Source organism: Streptomyces sp. NPDC002669, from assembly GCF_042889165.1.
Taxonomy (GTDB): Bacteria; Actinomycetota; Actinomycetes; order Streptomycetales; family Streptomycetaceae; genus Streptomyces.
The window spans coordinates 84,116-103,022 of the sequence record NZ_JBIAQQ010000007.1 but is presented as its reverse complement, the minus strand read 5'-3'; the positions used below and the strand labels follow the sequence as shown (position 1 = coordinate 103,022).

Annotated in this window: 14 protein-coding genes and 2 tRNA genes; 5 read left to right on the top strand and 11 right to left on the bottom strand. The window is 73.5% G+C overall.

What is annotated here, in order from left to right; all coding sequences use genetic code 11:
* The first annotated feature begins 40 nt into the window (after nucleotides 1-40).
* Nucleotides 41-116, top strand: a tRNA-Trp gene (locus ACFYW1_RS13130).
* Between the two features lie 25 nt (nucleotides 117-141).
* On the opposite strand, the gene ACFYW1_RS13125 is transcribed toward ACFYW1_RS13130, so the two are convergent.
* From ACFYW1_RS13125 to ACFYW1_RS13105, 5 genes are all read right to left on the bottom strand, one after another.
* A complete protein-coding gene (locus ACFYW1_RS13125) occupies nucleotides 142-987 on the bottom strand; it encodes a hypothetical protein (protein ID WP_388990953.1) in 846 nt (281 codons plus the stop codon).
* Between the two features lie 127 nt (nucleotides 988-1,114).
* Entirely contained in the window at nucleotides 1,115-2,251 is a 1,137-nt protein-coding gene (locus tag ACFYW1_RS13120) for a hypothetical protein (RefSeq protein ID WP_388990951.1), read from the bottom strand.
* A gap of 125 nt (nucleotides 2,252-2,376) precedes the next feature.
* Nucleotides 2,377-3,384 carry a hypothetical protein gene (locus ACFYW1_RS13115; RefSeq protein WP_388990949.1) on the bottom strand — a complete coding sequence of 336 codons (1,008 nt, stop codon included), beginning with the start codon at nucleotides 3,382-3,384 and terminating at the stop codon, nucleotides 2,377-2,379.
* Between the two features lie 221 nt (nucleotides 3,385-3,605).
* Nucleotides 3,606-3,679: transfer RNA gene (locus ACFYW1_RS13110), tRNA-Pro, on the bottom strand.
* Nucleotides 3,680-3,728: 49 nt separating this feature from the next.
* The gene (locus tag ACFYW1_RS13105) at nucleotides 3,729-6,362 is read right to left on the bottom strand and encodes an ATP-binding protein (protein WP_388990947.1); all 2,634 of its coding nucleotides are present in this window, start codon (nucleotides 6,360-6,362) and stop codon (nucleotides 3,729-3,731) included.
* 109 nt (nucleotides 6,363-6,471) lie between these two features.
* Between ACFYW1_RS13105 and ACFYW1_RS13100 the strand changes: the two genes are divergently transcribed.
* Together ACFYW1_RS13100 and ACFYW1_RS13095 are read left to right on the top strand one after the other, a co-directional pair.
* On the top strand, nucleotides 6,472-6,975 hold the full coding sequence (locus tag ACFYW1_RS13100; RefSeq protein ID WP_388990945.1) for a DUF309 domain-containing protein: 504 nt from the start codon (nucleotides 6,472-6,474) through the stop codon (nucleotides 6,973-6,975).
* Between the two features lie 139 nt (nucleotides 6,976-7,114).
* A complete protein-coding gene (locus ACFYW1_RS13095) occupies nucleotides 7,115-7,753 on the top strand; it encodes a hypothetical protein (protein WP_388990943.1) in 639 nt (212 codons plus the stop codon).
* Nucleotides 7,754-7,801: 48 nt separating this feature from the next.
* Here ACFYW1_RS13095 and ACFYW1_RS13090 read toward each other — a convergent pair whose 3' ends face one another.
* The 3 genes from ACFYW1_RS13090 to ACFYW1_RS13080 are packed head-to-tail and all read right to left on the bottom strand — an operon-like array spanning nucleotide 7,802 to nucleotide 11,902.
* Complete coding sequence (locus ACFYW1_RS13090) at nucleotides 7,802-9,040, bottom strand: FAD-dependent oxidoreductase (protein WP_388990941.1); 1,239 nt, start codon at nucleotides 9,038-9,040, stop codon at nucleotides 7,802-7,804.
* Nucleotides 9,037-10,449 carry an NAD(P)/FAD-dependent oxidoreductase gene (locus tag ACFYW1_RS13085; RefSeq protein WP_388991420.1) on the bottom strand — a complete coding sequence of 471 codons (1,413 nt, stop codon included), beginning with the start codon at nucleotides 10,447-10,449 and terminating at the stop codon, nucleotides 9,037-9,039. The genes ACFYW1_RS13090 and ACFYW1_RS13085 overlap by 4 nt, the downstream gene beginning before the upstream one ends.
* Nucleotides 10,450-10,468: 19 nt before the next feature.
* A complete protein-coding gene (locus tag ACFYW1_RS13080) occupies nucleotides 10,469-11,902 on the bottom strand; it encodes an FGGY family carbohydrate kinase (protein WP_388990939.1) in 1,434 nt (477 codons plus the stop codon).
* 441 nt (nucleotides 11,903-12,343) lie between these two features.
* Here ACFYW1_RS13080 and ACFYW1_RS13075 point away from each other — a divergent pair, with 441 nt between their 5' ends.
* Together ACFYW1_RS13075 and ACFYW1_RS13070 are read left to right on the top strand one after the other, a co-directional pair.
* Nucleotides 12,344-13,351 carry a hypothetical protein gene (locus ACFYW1_RS13075; protein ID WP_388990937.1) on the top strand — a complete coding sequence of 336 codons (1,008 nt, stop codon included), beginning with the start codon at nucleotides 12,344-12,346 and terminating at the stop codon, nucleotides 13,349-13,351.
* A gap of 79 nt (nucleotides 13,352-13,430) precedes the next feature.
* Nucleotides 13,431-14,960: an amino acid permease gene (locus tag ACFYW1_RS13070; protein ID WP_388990935.1), complete on the top strand. Its 1,530-nt coding sequence runs from the start codon at nucleotides 13,431-13,433 to the stop codon at nucleotides 14,958-14,960.
* 108 nt (nucleotides 14,961-15,068) lie between these two features.
* Here the strand turns inward: ACFYW1_RS13070 and ACFYW1_RS13065 are convergent, their stop codons facing one another.
* Genes ACFYW1_RS13065 through ACFYW1_RS13055 form a run of 3 tightly spaced genes read right to left on the bottom strand, consistent with a single transcriptional unit; the run spans nucleotide 15,069 to nucleotide 18,827 of the window.
* Entirely contained in the window at nucleotides 15,069-16,316 is a 1,248-nt protein-coding gene (locus ACFYW1_RS13065) for an MFS transporter (protein WP_388990933.1), read from the bottom strand.
* A gap of 4 nt (nucleotides 16,317-16,320) precedes the next feature.
* Entirely contained in the window at nucleotides 16,321-16,926 is a 606-nt protein-coding gene (locus ACFYW1_RS13060) for a DUF5825 family protein (protein ID WP_388990931.1), read from the bottom strand.
* Complete coding sequence (locus tag ACFYW1_RS13055; protein WP_388990929.1) at nucleotides 16,923-18,827, bottom strand: RiPP maturation radical SAM C-methyltransferase; 1,905 nt, start codon at nucleotides 18,825-18,827, stop codon at nucleotides 16,923-16,925. The genes ACFYW1_RS13060 and ACFYW1_RS13055 overlap by 4 nt, the downstream gene beginning before the upstream one ends.
* Nucleotides 18,828-18,907 lie beyond the last annotated feature (80 nt).

The following is an 18,907-nucleotide window of genomic DNA, read 5'->3' as shown; positions in this document are numbered from 1 at the left end:
GTGTTCTCGCCCCCGCGGTTCGCCTAGGATCGGCGGCAGGGCGGGGTCGTAGCGCAGGGGCAGTCGCACCGGTCTCCAGAACCGGAACACGCTGGTTCGACTCCAGCCGCCCCGCCTCCCTCTCCTCCCCGCCGCCCTGTCTCAGGCGATGGCGCCCGCGGTCACGATCAGCTCCGGGACGGTTCCCGTGAACGTCGGCAGCAGTTGTGCCAGGACGGCCCACGCCTCGACGTTCGCCCCCAACGAGTCGCGCACCAGGGGCCGCAGTACCTCTTCGGCCTCCCGCTCCCGGGTGGGGAACGCCCAGCGGCCGGTGTCGAGGGCACACAGCACCGTGCGGGCCGAACGCCACTGGCGTACGTAGCTCTCCGGGCCGTCGACGATGCCCGCGAGCCGCATCCGGTGGGCGTATCCCGGGTGGGCGGAGAAGCGTTCCCGCAGGACCGGGGGGCAGTCGGGCCGCAGCGCGAGCGCCCATCGGGTGTACCCGGGCAGCGGCTGCTCGGTGTCGGCCTCGATGACGCGCGGCCAGTCCCCGCGGCCCGTCGAGCGGGCGGCCCGGCGGCCCTGGCGCATGGTCCTCGCGGCCCGCAGCACGGGGATCAGTTCCGCTGCGGGAAGCTGCCCGGCGCTTTCCGCGAGGAGCCGGTCCCGCAACGTCCCGATCAGCGGGACGGGTTCCTCCCTGCCGGGCCCGAAGGGTTCGCCGTGGAGGACCGCCGAGCCCAGCCCCCGGGGCAACCCGTCGGCCAGGACGAGGAGTTCGTTCAGGTCCGCCCGGTCCTCCTCCAGGACCCACAGCCGGGCGGAGACCGGCAGCGTGTCGGCCGAGAGCTGCGAAAGGCTGTCCCAGCGGCTCTCGGGAACGACCGTGCTCGGCCGCTCCGCGACCCCGATCCGCTCCCTCACCGCCTGCCGCACGTCGTCCGGCCCGGCCAGACGGACCAGTACGTCGAGTGCCCTGTCCGTGCCGCGGTCGTGCCGCATGAATCCGCCCCCTCGCGTTCCCCGGGCCACGCCCGCCCCGATCGGACCGGCCCCGGGAAAGGGTACGGGACCCCGCCCCACCAGGCAGAACCCCCCTCGTGCCCGTGGGGACGGGCCGCAGCAGCCGTTACGGGGACTGCGGGCCGGCGGCGGGGCCACTGCTCCGGCAGGCCGCCCGCAGTGTCACGGCTGCCACGATTCCCGCCAGAAGCCCGCAGGTCAGGGCCGCCGGGACGCCGCCGCCGAGGGTGGCGAACAGCTGCGGCCACCCGCCGGGCGCGCCCGTGCCGTCCGTCGCCACCCGCAGCAACTGGCTCGCCAGCAGGCCGAGGACCGTCGCGCAGACCGCACCGGCCGCCATCGCCGGGACCGTGGCCCGGGTGAGCAGTCCGGGCAGCAACCGCAGCGCCCACCACACCACGACGAGCAGCAGCACATCGGCGGCGCGGTACAGGAGCCAGGCATCGATGCCGGAGCCCCCGGGCTCCGACCAGGCGCCGAGCAGCAGCCACTGGCGCAGCAGGTCGCCCGGCTCGGCGAGCAGTCCGCCGCCGGGGAAGGCCGTCTGGATGGCCGCGGCGACCTGCTGGTACGAGAGGACCACCAGGGACAGTGCGGTCACCGCGGTCCCGGCGGTGGCGGCCGACCGGGCGGCGCGTGCCGGAACGGCCTCCCTCGGCAGCGGACCGGCGCCCCTGGCGGTGATCCGTGCCGCGAGCACCGCCACCGCCGCGGCGGCCGGGGCGGTCACCACCAGGATCTGCCGGCCTGCGGAGATCACGCTCGCCAGCTGGGGCAGGAAGCGGTAACTGCCGTGGCCGTACGAGGCGATCAGCCATGGTGCGGAGACGGTCACCGCCAGCGTCCCCGCCACGATTCCCCAGGCCCACACCGCGAGCAGGGTGGCCGGCATCCGGCCGTGCACCGGCGGCAGCCTGCGGATCAGGAGCAGTGCCCCGGGCACGAAGAAGGCGAACACCGCGGCGAACCTGATCTGCAACGCGGTCCCGTGCAGCGCGAGGTAGCGGGCGCCGTCGCCCCCTGCCGGCCCCCCGGGCACGTCGCCGCCCGCCCACGTACCGGCCAAGGGCTGGTACGACCAGGGGACGAGCCAGCGTTCGAGTTCGGCGGCGGCCCGGCCCCCGATCGTGCCCGTGGCGCCCTGCAGGCGCAGCGCCTGTGCGCTCTCCCCCGCCCACCACAGGAGCGCCGTGAGCAGTACTCCTCCGAGCAGTGCCGGTATCACCGCACGCCGGTACGTCATGTGCTGTCCCCCGCCTCGACCGTCTCCGCCCGGACCCCCTGGCCGGGTGAAGGCTACGGCGCGTGGATCACACGGGGATCACGGTCACGTCAACGTCCCTGCGGAGCAGGCTGCCTGACAGCCCGTCATGTCGTGGGGCAGCCGTGGCGCGCTGCGGAGCTCGCGGCGAAGGCCGTGAGGAGCTCGTCGAAGACCTCGGCCGTCGGGGCATCGACCGGGGCGGGCCTGCCGTCGCCGCGCTTCGGAGGGGTGAGTTTGAAGTACGCGGTGCCCAGTGCGCCCCGGCAGGTGTACGACCGGGTGCGGGAGCCGGTGACGCTGCCGGGGTAGCGGTCGTCGAGGTACTTCTCCTGCAGGGCGGAGGGGCCGTAGTAGGCGTTGAGGCGCACGTGATCGCGCTCGCCCCGGTTCACCCTGCATTCCTCGGTCAGGGCACGGCCGGCCGGGTATTCGTCGACGGTGGTGACGCGTGCGAGCCGGGCGTTGCGCGGACTGACGACGTCCCGGCAGGTGGCGGCGGCCCCGGCGGCCGGGCGGGTCGCGACGCCGGTGCGGTCGACCGTTCCGGGGCGCTTGCCCAGGGCCCCTTCGCAGTCGAAGCGTTCGGCCGCGCGGCGGCCGGTCTCCGTGGCGAGGCGGACGACATCGCGTACCTGATCGGACGTCAGCTCGTCGGCTTCCCTGGTCGCTTCGGTGAGGACGAGCAGCCCCTTGCCCGCGAGCGGGGCGCAGTCCACGAGCACGGCGGCCCTGGGACGGTCGCGGACGGAGACCGAGCCGTTCCAGCCGTGTCCGATCGGCGCCGCGCCGGGCTCCTCGGCCGCTCCGGAGCTCCGGTGCGCGGCTGCGGGCCGTATCTGCAGCCGGAGCGTGGCGCTCCGGTCGTCGTCCTCGGCCCGGACCGAGCACCAGTCGGTCTCGTGGCCGACCCACTCCCCCGTGTGCCCCTCGCCTTCCAACTCGGCGCCGTCGAAGAAGTTCCGGGCCTCCTCGACGGCGACGGACCCGTGGCAGGCGCCGTCGAGGCCGTTGCCGGACCCGTCGCGGTTGCCGATGCCCCAGATGAGCGCCCCGCCCGCGACGGCCAGGGCGGCCACCGCGGCAACGACGACGTGCTTTCGGCGCGGGCTCATGTACTCCTCGTTCCTGTCGGCTCCGTGGTGCCGGAGCGGTACCACGGGGCCTGCGGCGGCCGGGAGGTCCGTGTCCGGGACTGTCGGGTCCGGGCGGAGGAGGCCGGCTCCGCCCGCCCACCGGTACCGCCCGGACATGTCGGTACCGACCGTCCCCGGGAACGACCGAGGGGCCGGTCCGGATTTCTCCGGCCCGGCCCCTGATCTACGACTCTCACGAGTCGGGACGACAGGATTTGAACCTGCGACCCCTTGACCCCCAGTCAAGTGCGCTACCAAGCTGCGCCACGTCCCGATGCGAATCCCCCGGTGTTCCCGGGTGACCGCGCAGGACAAACATTACCTCACTCCGAGGACCGGATCGACGCCCGTGCCTGGTGGGCACGGTTCGCCAGGGACTCGGCGCCGCATGCGGTGGCCAGTTTCTGGGCCCTGGCGAGTTCGCGCGGCGAGCGGATCGCGATGCCGTAGTCGACGAGGGCGAGCGCGTGCTCGTACGCCGACGGGGACGCCTCCAGGTGCCGAACGGATTCGGCGAGCAGATGGGCGGCGTCCTCGGGCTCCGCGAAGAGGGCGACACAGCGCAGAGCCTCGCCGATGGCGGTATCCGTGCCGAAGCGCTCGGCGTGCGTCCGGGCCGTCGTGGCGAGCCGGGCGGCGCGCTCCGGGTCCTCCTCGGCCAGTGCGCGGGCGAGGTCACCGGCCCAGGGCGCCCACACCCCGTTGAACCTGCCCCGGGGTTCGAGCGCCTGGCCCGCCGCCTCCAGTTCGGAGACCGCCTCCTTCGTACGGCCTTCGGCCAGCAGCAGCCGACCGCGCACGCACGGGCCGTCGGGGAGCACCATCGCGCTGGGGTAGGGCGAGCCGAAGGCGTAGCGGTCGGCGATCTCGCGGGCCTCCTTGACGCGACCACGGGCCAGGAGCGTGTCGATGAGCAGACAGGCCGCGTCCCAGTGGACGGGCAGTCCGCTGCCGACGCGGTCGGCCAGACGCAGCCCCTCGCGCAGGAAGCCCTCGGCCTCGGCCAGTCGGCCGCGACGCCGGTGGACGAGTCCGAGCAGGGTGTGGGCGAAGGCGAGGTGCGCACCGCTCCAGCCGGAGATCTCGAAGGCGCGGACGGCCTCGCCGAAGAGCTGCTCGGCCCGGTCGAGCTGGTCGGTGAAGGCGTAGGTGATGCCGACGAGGGTCGGCAGCTCGAAGCCCCATTCCGCGTCGGTCCAGCCCAGTCCCCGGGCGGGATGGCCGTCGACCAGGGCGCGTTCGCAGAGGTCGACGACGAGCTGGGCGTTCTCGCCGCGCATCATGGCGTCGAAGGCGCGGATGGTGAGCAGGGCGCGCTCGGCGTTGTCACGGCCGTGCAGGTGGTCGGCGTTGCGGGCGAGCCGGGCGGAGCGGCCGGGTCCGTCGTCCTCGGTGGCCTGCATGCCCTCCCAGAGGAAGGCTCCGGCCTGAAGCCGCATCAGGCCGGGGCCGGGGGCGGTGCGTGCGGCCTCCGCCGCGAGGGCGAGGGCCGCTTCCTTCAGCTGGTTGTTGTGGGAGTGCGCGGCCGCGAGGCGGTAGGTGGCGTCGACCCGCCGTTCCTCGTCGAGGCCGGGCATGTCGAGGGCCGCGCGCAGGTGCTGGACGGTGGTGGCCGGGGAGCTGAGCAGGGTGGCACAGCCGAGCTCGTACAGCAGGGTGGCCTTCACCTGCGGGCTCGGCGGTTCCTGCAGGGCGCGTTCGAGGCAGCGGCGGGCGGCGTCCGGGGCGCCGACCGCCAGGTGCTGTTGGGCCGCTTCGCGGAGTTGGCCGACCAGTTCCTGGTCGTCGTCCGGGTGCACTTCGAGCAGGTGCCGGGAGGCCGCGGCGGCGCCGAGTCCGGCCCGGGTGATCGCCCACGCGGCCCGGCCGTGCATGGCGGTGCGGGTGGCCGGCGGGATGGAGCGGTACACCGCGCTCGCGATCAGCGGGTGGACGAACTCCAGCGGGTCGAAGCCGGTGACGATGCGGGCCTCGCGCAGCCGCTCCGTGCAGTCGGCGGCCTCGGCCGGGCTCATGCCGGCGAGGCCGGCCGCGAGGCTCTGCGAGATCTCCGTGCCGAGTACGGCGGCGGCCCAGGCGAAGCGGTTGGCGTTGGTCCCGAGCCGTTCGAGCCGGGCGACGAGGCCGCTGCCTCGGGCGGAGGCGCCGAGTTCGCGCAGCAGTCCGGCGGATTCCTCCAGCGGCGCCAGTTCGCGGTCCTGCACCTTGGCGACGAGTTCGACCGCCTCGTAGGGGTTGCCGCCGGTGACGGCCCACACCTCGCGGCAGAACGGGTCGTCGGCGTGTTCGCCGAGGGCCGCACGGACCAGTTCGGCGGTGGCGTCCGGGGTGAGGGCGCGCAGCGCGACCCGCACCTGGGACGGGTGGCCGCTGCCCGGCCCGCTCTCCTTCAGCCGCGCCGCCAGCTCCTCCGGGCGGTGGGCCTGGACGACCAGTACGGGCAGTTCGCCGAGGCGGGCGGTGAACGAGGCGAGCCAGGCGAGGGATTCGCCGTCCGCCCAGTGCGCGTCGTCGACGATGAGCAGCAGCGGGCGGTGGCTGACCCGGGACGCGAGCCGGGAGACGACGAAGTCAAGGCCGTCGCGCACGCCCTGCGGGTCCGGCTGCGGGCCGCTCGGCTCGGCGAGTCCGAGCGCGGGCGCGGCGATCTCGTACCAGGTCCCGAACAGGGCGCGCACCTCGTCGGGCGGCAGTTGGTCGAGCGCCGGCTGCAGCAGTTGGCGCACGACGTGGAACGGCACGGACGTGACCGTTTCTCCGCCACGGGCGGACCAGATCGTGCACCGGTCGGCGGCCATGGTCTGGATCTCGCCGAGCAGTGCTGTCTTGCCGATGCCGGCCTCGCCGCTGAAGATCAGCAGCCCGCCGACGGCCTGGGCCCCGCATAGGGCGTCCACGGCCTGTGCGGCAGCGGCAAGTTCCGGTTCACGCTCGTACAGCGGCCGGGACGGCTTCATGCCTACCCTCCCCTAGGGTGGTACGGATTGGTTTCGACACTAGTCGTGAACAAGGGTCAACGGACAGTGGTTCCGACAGTTCACCGCAGGTGCGGGGCACAATCGTGGGGTGGACGAGACTCGCAGGGACCGGGACGCCGAGGGCCGGGCGCGCAACGCGCGTCCCCGTGACGGGCTGGGGCGCCCCCTCCCCCGCGGGGCGGCGGGCGTCGAACGGCAGCCCGAGGGCGTGGTCCGTACGCCCGAGGAGACGGTGCGGGAGGCCCAGCGGCTGCTGGACGCGGGCATGCCCTTCCACGCGCACGAGGTGTTCGAGGACGCCTGGAAGTCGGGTCCGGAGGCGGAACGGGAGCTGTGGCGGGGTCTGGCGCAGCTGGCCGTGGGGCTGACGCACGCGGCCCGGGGCAACGCGACGGGCGGGGCCCGGTTGTTGCGGCGCGGGGCGGCGGCGCTCGCCCCGTTCGTGCCGGACCATCCGTACGGGCTCGACGTCGGCGGGCTGGCCGGCTGGGCCGGGGAACTGGCCGGCCGGGTGGCGGCCGGGGAAGCGGCGGGCGCCGGGCCCGTCGACGCCGCCGCCGAGGCACCACGTCTGCGGGAACCGGGCCGGTAGGCCGGTCGCGGGGCCTGCCGTCGGGGGCGGGGACGCGGCCGGCACGCGTCGTGTGCGTGCCGTATGCCGGCCGGGCCGTCCGCCGTGCGTCGCCGGGAGCGGTGAACAGGGCGGCCCGCAGCCATTACGATCGCGCGTCATGAGCACTTCTGACCAGGAGCGGGCCGTGGACGCCCCGATACCCGACACCAAGGACGGATCCGGGGACGGACCGGGGGCCGCCACGAAGCCCGCCGACGGGCCGCCTTCGGCGAAGACCGACGGGGCGGCTTCCGCGAAGGCCCCCCGGGCAGTCGGTGAAGCGGCTCCCGCCGAGGGCCCGGGGGCGGCCGCCCCCGGGAAGACGGCCGGAAAGGCCACCGGAAGGACCGCCGGCGAGGCCGGGGAAAGAACCGCGGAAGAGGCCGGGGACGGGGCTCCCGCGACAGGCCCCGGGCCGGTCGGCGGACCGGTTCCCGCGGCGGCCCCGGAGGAGGGCACCGGCGAGGACGGGGACGTCGACGAGGAGGACGACGCCGACCGGAGGCTGACTCCGCGCCAGGCACGGCGGCTGCGGATGGTGCTGTCGGCGGTGGGCATGGCCGCGATGGCGGTGGTCCTCGTGCTGCGGATCGCCAGCCGGTCCTCCGTGCTGGTGGTGGGGGTGTACGGGCTCGCGCTGATCCTGTGCGGAATCGTGATCGAGCTCAGCAGGAACGGCCGCACCCGGCTCGGCAGTTGGCTGCTGGCCGTCGGCCTGGTCGCGGCGATCGGTTCGGACTGGCTGCTGATTCCCTGACTCCCCGGTCTCCCGGCCCTCCGGCGTCCCGAAATTACTGACCCCCTGTCAGTTCGCTTCGATCCGTACGGTTCCGCCGCCCGGATCGACCCGGTCGAGCCAGTCGGCGCGCAGGTGGAACGGGAGGCCCGGTACGGCAGGTCGCAGCAGCCGCTGCCGGTGGAGCACCCGGCCGTCCTGCCGGGCGACGAGCAGCGGCGCGGACAGCCGCCGGGTGGTGCGCAGGCTGAAGCGGTCGTGCGGTGGTGCGTCGCCGTCGGGCCCGACGAGGTTCGGCGCGATCCAGCTCAGCGGGGCCGCGACCGTGACGGGCGGGCGCCCTTCGGGCCAGGCGCCGGTCGCCAGGTGGCGCAGCAGGGGCGCGGCGACGGCCCGGCCCTCGGCCGCGGCGAAGGCGGCGCTCTCCACGCCGTGCAGCAGGTTGCCGACGGCGAAGACCCCGTTCCTCGTCGTGCGGTGGGCGGCGTCGTAGGCCGGGCCGCGGGTGCCGGGGTCCAGGGTGATCGCGCCGCGGCGGGCCAGTTCGTGGTCGGGGATCCAGTCGCCGGTGAAGACGACGGTGTCGCAGCGCAGGGTGGTGGTCCGGCCGTCGCGGTGCCGCACCTCCACTCCGGTGAGGCGTTCCCGGCCGGTCAGCCCGGTGACGGTGGTGTCGTCGAGGACCGGGGGGCGGTCCCCGCTCCGGGTGAGGGCGGCGAGCCGGGAGTGCGGCCGGTCGGTGACCACGGCGACGACGTCCGCGCCGGCGACGCGCAGGGTGTCGACCGCGGCGCGGCCGACGGGCTCGTCGCCGATGACGACCGCCCGGGTCCCGATCCGTTGCCGGTACAGGTGGACGGCCTGTTGGAGTTCGCCGGTGGTGTAGACGCCGGGCGGGCGGCTGCCGGGGACGAGGCGGGCGCTGCGGGGGCGTTCACGGGCGCCGGTGGCGAGGACGACGGCGCGGGCGGTGATCCGTTCGAGGCCGGTGGGGGCGGTGGTGTCGACGGTCAGCGGTCCGGCCCAGCCGGTGACGGTGACTCCGGTGCGCAGGACGGCCCCGGACCGCACGGCGGCGGCCACGCAGTCCCGTGCGTACGCGGGTCCGGTCGTTCCCCCGCCGAGTACGGGGATCCGGTCGCCGAATCCGCCGTGGGCGCAGTGGCGAGGGACGCCGCCCGCGGTCTGTTCGCGTTCCAGGATCTCGACCCGGCCCGCGCCGGACGCGGCGAGTTCGGCGCCCGCGCCGAGGCCGGCCGGGCCGCCGCCGACGACCAGTACGTCGACGGTCCGTTCGTGCCGGGTCATGACCGTTCCTCCTCCAGCAGTGCGCGGACCGCGGCCCCGCAATAAAAGCCCTGGCAGCGCCCGTTGCCCGCCCTGGTCCTGCGGCGCAGGCCGTCCGGTGAGCGGGGCGGCACCGAACTGGCGAGGGCGTCCCTGATCTCGCCCGCGGAGACCCGTTCGCAGTGGCAGACGAGGGTGCCGTAGGCCGGGTCCGAGGCGATGAGTGCGGCGTCCTGGTAGGGGCGCGGGAACGCCTCGCCGAGGTTGGGCATGGTGACGGGCGGCAATTCGGCGGGGGCGGAGAGGTCGAGTCCCGAGTCGCCGAGCAGTCCGGTGACGTACCTGGCGATGGCCATGGAGGCGGTGAGTCCGGTGGAACGGATGCCGCCGACGGCGATGTACCGCTGGTCCGGGTGGGAGCGGATGCGGTAGTCCTCCTGACCGGTGGCGGCGCGCAGTCCGGCGTAGACGGCCGTGACCTCCTCGTCGAGCAGCTCGGGCAGGATGCGGTGGCCCTTCTCCCGCAGCAGGGCGATCCCGTCGGCGGTCGATCCGGTGGCGGTCTTGTCGTCGAGTTCCTCGGCGGTGGGGCCGAGCAGGACATTGCCGAAGACGGTGGGTGCGACCAGGACGCCCTTGCCCGCGGCGGTGGGCACGGGCAGCAGGATGTGGTCGACGAGGCCCCGGGCGAGCTTGTCGAAGACGAGGAGCTGGCCGCGGCGCGGGGTGACGGTGAAGACGTCGTGGCCGAGTTCCCGGTCGATCTCGTCGGCGTGCAGTCCGGCGGCGTTGATCAGGTGGCGGGTGCGCAGGGGTCCCCGGTCGGTGGTGAGGGTGTGCAGGTCGTCGTCGCTGTCGATGTGCCGCACCCGGCAGTCGAGGTGCAGGTGGACTCCGGCGCGCACGGCCTGGGTGGCGTAGGCGAGCGGGGTCGTCCAGGGGCAGATGATGCTCTCGTCGGGCACTTCGAGCGCGCCGAGGGCGCCGGGCCCGAGGTGGGGTTCGCGGGCGTACAGTTCCGCCGCGTCCAGGAGGCGGGCCGCGTGGTAGTCGTTGCGCACGGCCTTGGCCAACAGGGCGGGGAGCGCGTCGAGTTGTTCCTCGTCCCAGGCGACGAGGAGGGCTCCGACGCGTTCGACGGGAATGCCCGCGCCGGCCGCGTACGCGCGCAGCAGGTGCGCTCCCTCGCGTACGAGCCGGGCCTCCAGCGATCCGGGGACGGCGTCGAAGCCGGTGTGCAGGATGGCGGTGTTGGCCTTGGACGTGGCGTTGCCGATGTCGTCCGAGGCGTCGAGGAGCGCGATGCGCAGGCGGTGGCGGGCGAGTTCGCGGGCGATGGCGGTGCCGACGACGCCCGCGCCGACGACGGTCACGTCGTAGGGCGGGCCGTCGGTCGGCAGGGGGCCGGTCGTCGTGGTCGTGAGGGGCATCGCGTGGTTCCCGTACGTGTCAGGCATGGTCCAGGAGGGTCTGTACGGCCGCCCGGAACCGGGCGAGCCGTTCGGCCGCCTCGTCGGCGCCGATCCGGGGTTCGTACACGGCGGCGGGTTTCCACTCGGGCACGGCCTGCCGGAGCGGCAGTCGCGGGTCGAGGCCGAGCCGGGCGACGGCCCCGACGCCGAGGGCGGTGACGTCGGGCAGGGCGGACACCTCGACGGGGCGTTGCAGCAGGTCGGCCTGGGTCTGCATGAGCAGCGCGGAGCGGGTCAGGCCGCCGTCGACGCGGAGCGAGGTCAGCGGGGAGCCCAGGTCGGTCGCGACCGCATCGGCGAGTTCGACCACCTGCGCCGCGATGCCCTCGCACAGGGCGCGGGCCAGGTGTCCGGCGGTGGTGTCGAGGCCGAGGCCGGTCATCGATCCGCGCAGGTCGCCGCGCCACCAGGGGGCGGCGAGGCCGGCCAGTGCCGGTACGAAGGTGACGCCGCCGGAGTCGGGGACGCCGGTGCCGACCCGGTCCAGGTCGGCCGCGCCGGAGATCACTCCGAGGCCGGTGAGCCAGTCGACGGCGGAGGCGGCGGTGTAGACCTGCCCGTCGAGGCAGTAGTTCGTGGTGCCGCCGAGTCGCCAGGCGACGCAGCTGACCAGTCCGGTGGAGCCGCGGCGCGGGGCGGTTCCGGTCTGGGCGAGCAGGAACGCGCCCGTTCCGTAGGTGCACTTGGCGTTGCCCGGGTCCAGTGCGTTCTGGGCGAGGAGGGCGGCCTGCTGGTCGACGACGAGGCCGGTCAGCGGGAGTTCGGCGCCGAAGGCGGTCGTCGTGCCGACCGTGTGGTCGCAGTCGACGACGGCGGGGAGGCGTTCGTCGGCCAGGCCGAAGGCGTCCAGGGCCTCGGGCGACCAGGCGGCCCGGTCCAGGTCGAGCAGCTGGGTGCGGCCCGCGGTCGCCGCGTCCGTGACGAACGCGCCGGTCAGCTGGTGGACCAGCCAGGAGTCGCTGGTGGTGACGACGCCCTCGCGAGTCAGTTCCCGGCGGATCCAGGCCATCTTGGGGGCGGCGAAGTACGGGTCGAGGGGCAGGCCGGTGAGGTGGGTCAATTCCTCGTCGCGGGAGGAGAGTTCCTCGCAGATCGGGGCGGACCTCCGGTCCTGCCAGACGATCGCGTCGGTGAGCGGGCGCCCGGTGTCCGGGTCCCAGGCGAGCACCGTCTCACCCTGGTTGGCGAGGCCGACGGCGACCACCGGTTCGGCAGCTTCCTGCAAGGCCCGGCGTCCCGCCTCGACGACCGAGCCGAGGAGTTCGCCGGGATCCGCCTCCACCGCTCCCCCTCCGCCGTGACGGGTCGCCACCGGCACCGAAGCGGAACCGATCACACCGCGCTCGGGGCAGATCACCAGCGCCTTCGTCCCCGATGTCCCCTGGTCCACAGCGAGTACCGGGCCTGTCATCGACACTCCAGCTGTGCGGAAGCTCTGCGGCTTGAACGGAATCGTGATCTTTGAACTGCGCCGCCCAGAGTGGTGCAGACCACCGCGTACGTCAAGGGCCGAACGGCCCCCCGTCCGGAACATCCAGGGTGTCGGTCAACGTCCGTGGGATTCGGACCACTTGAGTAAGATCCGCGAATCGGTCCGAAGAACGGAGCAACTGCCTCTACACTCACCGCCGAGCAACAACCGGACGCTTTCGAGCAGTTCGTTTTTCAACAGCTGCTTCACCCCCCACGTCCTTGAGGATTGATGAGACCGACACCTTTCGCCGAGAACCGGGGCGCCGACTCCCGGTTCTCCCGCTTCCGCACAAGTGCCATGCCACCGGGTTGCGTGACGTGCTGAGAAGAACTTCCATCCGTCACATGACGTCCCGTCGTACGGGGACAGGGCGAGTCCATGGCCAACAGTGATTTCCGGCCGGTTTACCATCCAGCCGGCCATGACAACGATTTACGTGTCGCCTTACAGGATTTGCGTACCGGGCGCTGGATGTCCATGCGGAGTCTGCTGGAGAGCACCCCGGACTGGACGCTGTGGACCCAGCGCACCCAGGTGCTCGGCGCGGTTGCCGCCGGTTCGGACGCGGTGCAGGCCTGGCTGGCCGAGGACCCCCGGAGCATCGCCGCCGCGGTGATGCACGCCCGCGTCGTCGTCGAGCGTGCCGTACGGGCCCACCGCGAGGGCCACCACCGTGCCCGGGAGTTGTGGCAGGACGCCTGGACGGCCTGCCGGTCGGCCGCGAACGCCTCCCCCACCGACCCGGTGCCGTGGGTGTGCCTGCTGGCCCTGTCCCAGCTCGACGAGCGGCAGCAGCTGGAGGAACACCGGCTGCACCCGCCGGGACCGATGCTGTTCCCCGGTCCGTGGGGGCTGCTGGCGGAGGCCGACAGGCGCGACCCGTACAACCGCGAGGCCTACCACCGGATGCTCCAGTTCGTGTACGCGCGAAAGGCCGGCGGGAGTCTCTCCGAGGCGGTCAACTTCGTCCAGTGGGCGGCCTCCTCGGCCCCCGAGGGTTCCGCGCTGCACGTGCTTCCCCTGTACGTGCGGGTCGAGCGCTACCGTCGCGAGCAGGGCCACGAGAAGGCACTCGACCTGCACTGGGTCACCGAGGACGCCGAGCGGGACGCCGTCCGCGCCCTGGAGCTCTGGTTCCGGCGCACGCCTCCGATCTCCCACTCCCTGCTCGACCTCAACCACCTGGCCCACGCCCTGTGGGGTGCCCTCCAGTTCGCCGACGCCGCTGCGGTGTTCGAGGAGCTCGGCCCCTACTTCACCTCGGTTCCCTGGGCGTACCGCACCCGCGGCGGCAAGTCGCCGGGAGACGCGGAGGACGTCTTCCTGCGCGCCCGCAGCCGCTGCCTCGCCGCTTCCCGCACCCCGGGCCGGAGGTCGCGCGGCTGATCCGTCGCGCCGCGACGCCGCCCCTGCCGGAACCGTCCCTTTTCCGTCCCTGCCCATCCCGCTCATGGAGGTTTTCCCGATGTCCATACCCACCCCGGCCAAGTCGGGTGCGGAGGTTTCCCATCCGGTGGACGAGGAGGAACGGCTGCGCGAACTCGGCTACCAGCCGGTGCTCGCCCGTCGCATGGGAGGCTTCGGCAACTTCGCCATCAGCTTCTCCGTCATCTCGATCCTGTCCGGCTGCATGACCCTGTACGGCTTCGGCATGTCCACGGGTGGCCCGGCGGTGATGCTCTGGGGCTGGGCCGGTGTCGGTCTCTTCGTCCTCTGCGTCGGCATGGCGCTCGCCGAGGTCACCAGCGCCTACCCGACCTCGGGGGCGCTGTACTACATGGCCGACCGGCTCGGCGGCCGCAAGTGGGGCTGGTACACCGGCTGGCTGAATCTGCTGGGTCTGCTGGGCGCCATCGCGGGCATCGACTACGGTGCCGCCCTGTTCACCGGCGCGCTGATGAACCTGCAGTGGGGATTCACCCCCACCCCGGGCAAGACGATGATCATCTTCGTCTGCATCCTGCTGCTGCACGCGGTGCTGAACCTCTTCGGCGTCCGCCTCGTCAGCGTGCTCAACTCCATCAGCGTGTGGTGGCACCTCATCGGTGTCGGTGTGATCGTCGCCGTGCTCGCGATCGTGCCCTCGAACCACCAGTCGCCGTCGTTCGTCTTCACCGAGTTCGTCAACGACACGGGCTGGGAGAACCCGTTGTACGTCGCGGCGATCGGGTTGTTGCTCGCGCAATACACCTTCTGCGGCTACGACGCCTCGGCCCACCTGTCGGAGGAGACCTCGAACGCCTCGGTGACGGCCGCCAAGGGCATCGTCCGGGCGATCTGGGTCTCCTGGATCGCCGGTTTCGTCCTGCTCGCCGGGCTGACCTTCGCGATCCAGGACTACGTCGGCACCCAGGAGAGCGCCACCGGCGTCCCGCCCGCCCAGATCATGATCGACGCGCTGGGCACCTCCGGGGCCACCGCCCTGCTCCTGATCGTGATCGCGGCGCAGCTGTTCTGCGGCAACGCCGAGGTCGCCGCCGCCAGCCGGATGGTGTTCGCGTTCAGCCGTGACAACGCCCTGCCGGGCTCGGCGCTGTGGCACAAGGTGAGCGCGCGCACCCAGACCCCCGTCAACGCGGTGTGGCTGTCGGTCGTCGTCGCCGGTGTGCTCGCCCTGCCGTCGCTGTACTCCGCCACCGCGTACGGCGCGGTGACCGCGATCAACGTCATCGGCATCACGCCCGCCTACGCGATCCCGATCTTCCTGAAGCTGCGCTCCGGCAACCGCTTCGAGCGCGGCCCCTGGCACCTGGGCCGCTGGAGCAAGCCGATCGGCTGGATCGCCGTCGTGTGGGTGGCCATCGTGACCGTGCTGTTCCTGCTGCCGCAGTCGTCCCCGGTGACGGTCGACTCGATGAACTACGCGTCGATCGCGCTGATCGCGGTGCTGGTCCTGGCCACCGTGTGGTGGTTCGTCGCCCGCCGTTCGTACAGCACGCCGTCGGCGTACGGCAGCGCCCGCGAGCAGGCGGAGATCGAAGAAGGCATCGTCTGACCTTCCCCCCTCCTCCGGCCCTCCCGGGTCACGGCACGCGGCGTACGACAGACCGCGGACGGCGACCGGGGAGGGCCGAGGCGTGTGCGGGGCGCGGCGGGGCTCCTCTCACCGCGCCCAGAGGCGGGCGGCGGCCAGCAGCGCCACCGTCGCCCCGCCCGTGAGCACCGGTACGTTGCCCAGCCAGGAGGCCAGCGCCCCGCCGCCGAGCGCGCCGACCGGCACCGTGACGGTGAGGGCGGCCTGGACGACCCCGGCGACCCTGCCCTGGAGTTCGGGCGGTGTGATCAGTTGCTGGGTGGTGGTCATGGAGATGGCCCAGACCGTGGCCGCGAGGCCGAAGACGAACTGGTACCCGAGCAGCGCCGGGAAGGCCGGCAGCAGTGAGGCGGCCGGGATCAGGAAGATCGCGAGGGCGGCGACCACCGCGCAGATCCGGGTCGCCGCGGCCAGTCCCGTCGTGGTGGCGAACCGCCTCGCCAGCAGCACCCCGAGGACGGTGGCGACGCTGAACGCGGCGTAGACCGTGCCCAACTGCCACGGGGGCAGCCCCAGATCGCGGGTGGCGTACAGCACGAAGAGCGCGTCGGCCGCCCCGCTGCCGAGGTTGAACCCGGCTCCGGCGATCACCTGCCGGCGCAGCAGCCGTTCGCCGCGCACCACCGCCAGTCCGCCGCGCAGCGCGGCCGTCCGGGAGCCCGGTCGCGGACGGCGGCGTTCGGCGGGGGTGTCGAGCGCGGCGGGGAGCGCGAGGAGCAGCAGGGCCTCGATGCCGTACGCCGCGCAGGCGGCCAGCAACGCCGTCGACGCACCGGTCAGGCCCACCAGCACTCCGCCCAGGGCGGGGCCGCCGATCTGTCCGGTGGTACGGGCGCCGGTCAGCGCGGAGTTGGCGGACAGCAGTTGTCCGGGGTGCACGACCCGGGGCAGGGCCGCCTGGAGGGCGACGGCGAGCACGGAGGTCAGCGCGCCGGACAGGGTGGCCACGACGTAGAGCTGGGGCAGGCCGAGCCGGTCCAGGGCGGCCGCCAGGGGCACCGAGCCGACCACGAGCGTCTGGAGGACGGTGAGCAGGACCGTCAGGGCGCGCAGCCGTGCCCGGTCGACCAGCAGACCGGCGAACGGGCTGAGGAGCGCCCCGGGGAGGTAGCTCAGCGCCATCAGTGCGGAGACCCCGAACGGTCCCGCGTCCAGCCGGGTCACGGCGATCAGCGCGAGCGCCAGGGTGGTGACCTGGCGTCCCACGGAGCTGGCGATCTGTTCCCCGCACAGCAGCAGGAAGGGGCGGTGGCGCGGCAGGGGGCGCGCCGGTTCCTCGGTACGGGCGGGGGAAGGGAGTCGGGGCGACTGCTCCATCCGCTCAGATGTCGGTGCAGGGGACGGGCCACCGCCGGATGCGCGGCGGCAGCGCCACCACCCAGCCGTCGGTCACCCGCGCGAGGCGTTCCCCCGCCAGCAGGTCCACCGCCTCGCGGCCGGTCGCGTCCAGACCGGCCACCGCGGTGGCGTCCTGGAGGGTGCGGAACGCGGCCAGCAGGTCGGGGTCCTCGATCGTGAAGCGGGCCGCGGCCGAGGGGTCCCTGCGGTCCATGACGGTCACGAAGTCCGGTCCGTTGCGGTGGTAGAGCTGTCCGTAGGCGTGGCGTTCGCGCCATTCGGCGAGGGCCGGCGGTTCTCCGGGCAGCGGGGCGGGGGCGGGCAGGTGGCGCAGCAGGCCGGCCGTCGCGGAGACCTCCCGCGCGGGCCCGGTGAACAGGGGGTCGTCGGTGGCCGGGAACCAGCGCACGACGAGGTCGTGGCTCTGGCACTCGCGCAGGAACCGGACCTGTGCCGCGGCCCGTCGGCCGCCCGAGCCCAGCCGGAGGGGTTCGTCCACCGTCACCAGCCGTCCCCGGACGCGGTGCGGCACCTGCTCGGTGGGCAGCGCGGGGGCGGGGCGGGCCGGGGGTGCGGGCAGGGGACTCATCCGGTGGTTCTCTCTTCCTGGGTGGGGGTGTCGTCCGGGGCCGGGGCGCGGTCGACGGAGCGGACCGGGACGTGCCAGGTGGGCAGTGCCACGTGGGTCCGCCCGTCGTCGAAGAGGAGTCCCAGGGCGACCGCTTCGCCGAGCCATGCGTCGAGTTCCCCGGCGGTCGGGGGGTTCCCGTCCGCGGTGAGCAGCCGGTGCAGGGCGGCCGGGGTGCGGCCCGCCTCCAGGTGGCGGAGGGCGGCGGCCCGCCAGCCGGTCAGCCGGTGCGTGCGCCGCGGCCAGCCGTGCCGTCGGTCGTGGACGAGGAGCACCTCCTCGCCGTCCGCCGCCCCGGGCTGTTCCATGACCAGGGTGGAGGCGGGGTGGCCGGTGTACCAGTCGCGCGCCGCGGCCTTGAGCCGGGCCTCGGCATCGCCGCCGATGCCGGCGGGCGGGGTGTCGAAGAGGTAGACCAGGTCGGCCAGTTCGCTCTCGGGCAGGTCGTAGACGTGGTGGTACATCTCGGCGGGCGTCCGCCGGTGGAATCCCAGCGCGGGGTCGGCGAAGTTGGGGCTGAACCGCTCCAGTTGGATGCGGTGGGCGCCGCCGGGCGGCTGGAGGTGGACGAGGGCCGGCATCTGGGCGATGACGGAGGCGTAGTCCTCGGCGGTCTCGCCGGGGAAGCCGTACAGGTAGTTCCAGGAGCAGGTGAGCGAGTGGTTCTCGCACTCGCGGAGGGTACGGACGTTGCGGGCGCCGCTGACCCCCTTGTCCATGAGGTCCAGGGCCTTGTTGTTGAGGCTCTCGATGCCGGGCTGGATGTGGACCGAGCCCGCCCGGCCGAGCAGTTCCAGCTGCTCGGCGGTGAGGTTGGACTTGACCTCGTAGTGCATGCGCAGGTCCCAGCCACTGTCGGCGGCGAGCGGGAGGAAGTCCTTGAAGTACGCCATGTCGATGATGTTGTCGACGGTGACGACGTCCAGGATGCGGTGCCGCCGGACCAGGTGGTCGACCTCGGCCCAGAGGCGGTCGCCGGTCTTGGAACGGAAGGTCATGGCCGATCCGTTGAGGCCGCAGAAGGTGCAGTGGTGCTTCTCGCCCCACCAGCAGCCGCGGGCCCCTTCCACGACCAGTTTCGGGTGGACGTACTCCGCGAGCGGGGAGGTGTCCACGGCCTCCTGCCAGAGGTCGTAGTCGGGCGAGGGGATGTCGCCGGGTGCGACGGTGCGCCGGGATTCCTCGTTGGCCCGGGACGTCTCGCCGTCCCACCAGCACAGTCCGGGCACGTCGCAGGGTGCGGTGCCCGCGTCGAGGTGGGCGAGCAGGGCGGGCAGGGCGTACTCCCCCTCGCCGCGCACCACGTGGTCGACGAAGCGGTGGTTGCGGTGCAGGGCGTGGCCCATCGGGCCGTCGCAGTTGCTGCCGCCGAACACGACGGTCAGCGAGGGGCTGCGGCGTTTGAGTTCCGCGGCGAGCGCCAGCGAGGAGACGTTCTGCATGAACGTGGAGGTGAACCCCACGACGTCGGGGGCGTCGTCGAGGATCGCGCTCGCGCTCGCGTCGATGAAGTCCGCGGCGTGCACCCGCATCGCGGTCGCCGCGCCGATGTCGGTGCCGCGCCGCGCGGCGTACTCCTTCAGCCGCGCCACGCCCCATTCGGGATCGCCGTACAGGACGCCGGAGAACACCCAGTCCCCCAGCCCGTCGAAGATCGATTCGCTTCCCACCGCGACGTGGTCGCCGGGACGCAGTTCCCCCCGCGAGCGTTCGAGCAGGAATTCCGCCCAGCGCAGGGAGCCGTGGAACTCGCGCACCTCGTCGTCCGGCCGGACGCGGTTCAGCAGCGCGTGCAGCAGTCCCACCTGGAGCGAGGGAAGTTCCAGCGGCTGCCACGGCATCGTCACGAGATGTATTCGCACATGCGCCTCCCACGGCACGGGGGCGGACGCCGGGACCTGCCCCGCGTCCGCCCTTGTCGTCACTGTCCGGCCCCGGCGGT

What these genes read in the sequence shown, in the direction of transcription:
- ACFYW1_RS13070 (WP_388990935.1), top strand. Translation starts at nt 13,431, where the DNA reads ATGTCCATACCCACCCCGGCCAAGTCGGGTGCGGAGGTTTCCCATCCG.
- ACFYW1_RS13115 (WP_388990949.1), bottom strand. Translation starts at nt 3,384, where the DNA reads ATGAGCCCGCGCCGAAAGCACGTCGTCGTTGCCGCGGTGGCCGCCCTG.
- ACFYW1_RS13095 (WP_388990943.1), top strand. Translation starts at nt 7,115, where the DNA reads ATGAGCACTTCTGACCAGGAGCGGGCCGTGGACGCCCCGATACCCGAC.
- ACFYW1_RS13060 (WP_388990931.1), bottom strand. Translation starts at nt 16,926, where the DNA reads ATGAGTCCCCTGCCCGCACCCCCGGCCCGCCCCGCCCCCGCGCTGCCC.
- ACFYW1_RS13075 (WP_388990937.1), top strand. Translation starts at nt 12,344, where the DNA reads ATGGCCAACAGTGATTTCCGGCCGGTTTACCATCCAGCCGGCCATGAC.
- ACFYW1_RS13085 (WP_388991420.1), bottom strand. Translation starts at nt 10,449, where the DNA reads ATGCCCCTCACGACCACGACGACCGGCCCCCTGCCGACCGACGGCCCG.
- ACFYW1_RS13125 (WP_388990953.1), bottom strand. Translation starts at nt 987, where the DNA reads ATGCGGCACGACCGCGGCACGGACAGGGCACTCGACGTACTGGTCCGT.
- ACFYW1_RS13090 (WP_388990941.1), bottom strand. Translation starts at nt 9,040, where the DNA reads ATGACCCGGCACGAACGGACCGTCGACGTACTGGTCGTCGGCGGCGGC.
- ACFYW1_RS13120 (WP_388990951.1), bottom strand. Translation starts at nt 2,251, where the DNA reads ATGACGTACCGGCGTGCGGTGATACCGGCACTGCTCGGAGGAGTACTG.
- ACFYW1_RS13105 (WP_388990947.1), bottom strand. Translation starts at nt 6,362, where the DNA reads ATGAAGCCGTCCCGGCCGCTGTACGAGCGTGAACCGGAACTTGCCGCT.
- ACFYW1_RS13080 (WP_388990939.1), bottom strand. Translation starts at nt 11,902, where the DNA reads ATGACAGGCCCGGTACTCGCTGTGGACCAGGGGACATCGGGGACGAAG.
- ACFYW1_RS13065 (WP_388990933.1), bottom strand. Translation starts at nt 16,316, where the DNA reads ATGGAGCAGTCGCCCCGACTCCCTTCCCCCGCCCGTACCGAGGAACCG.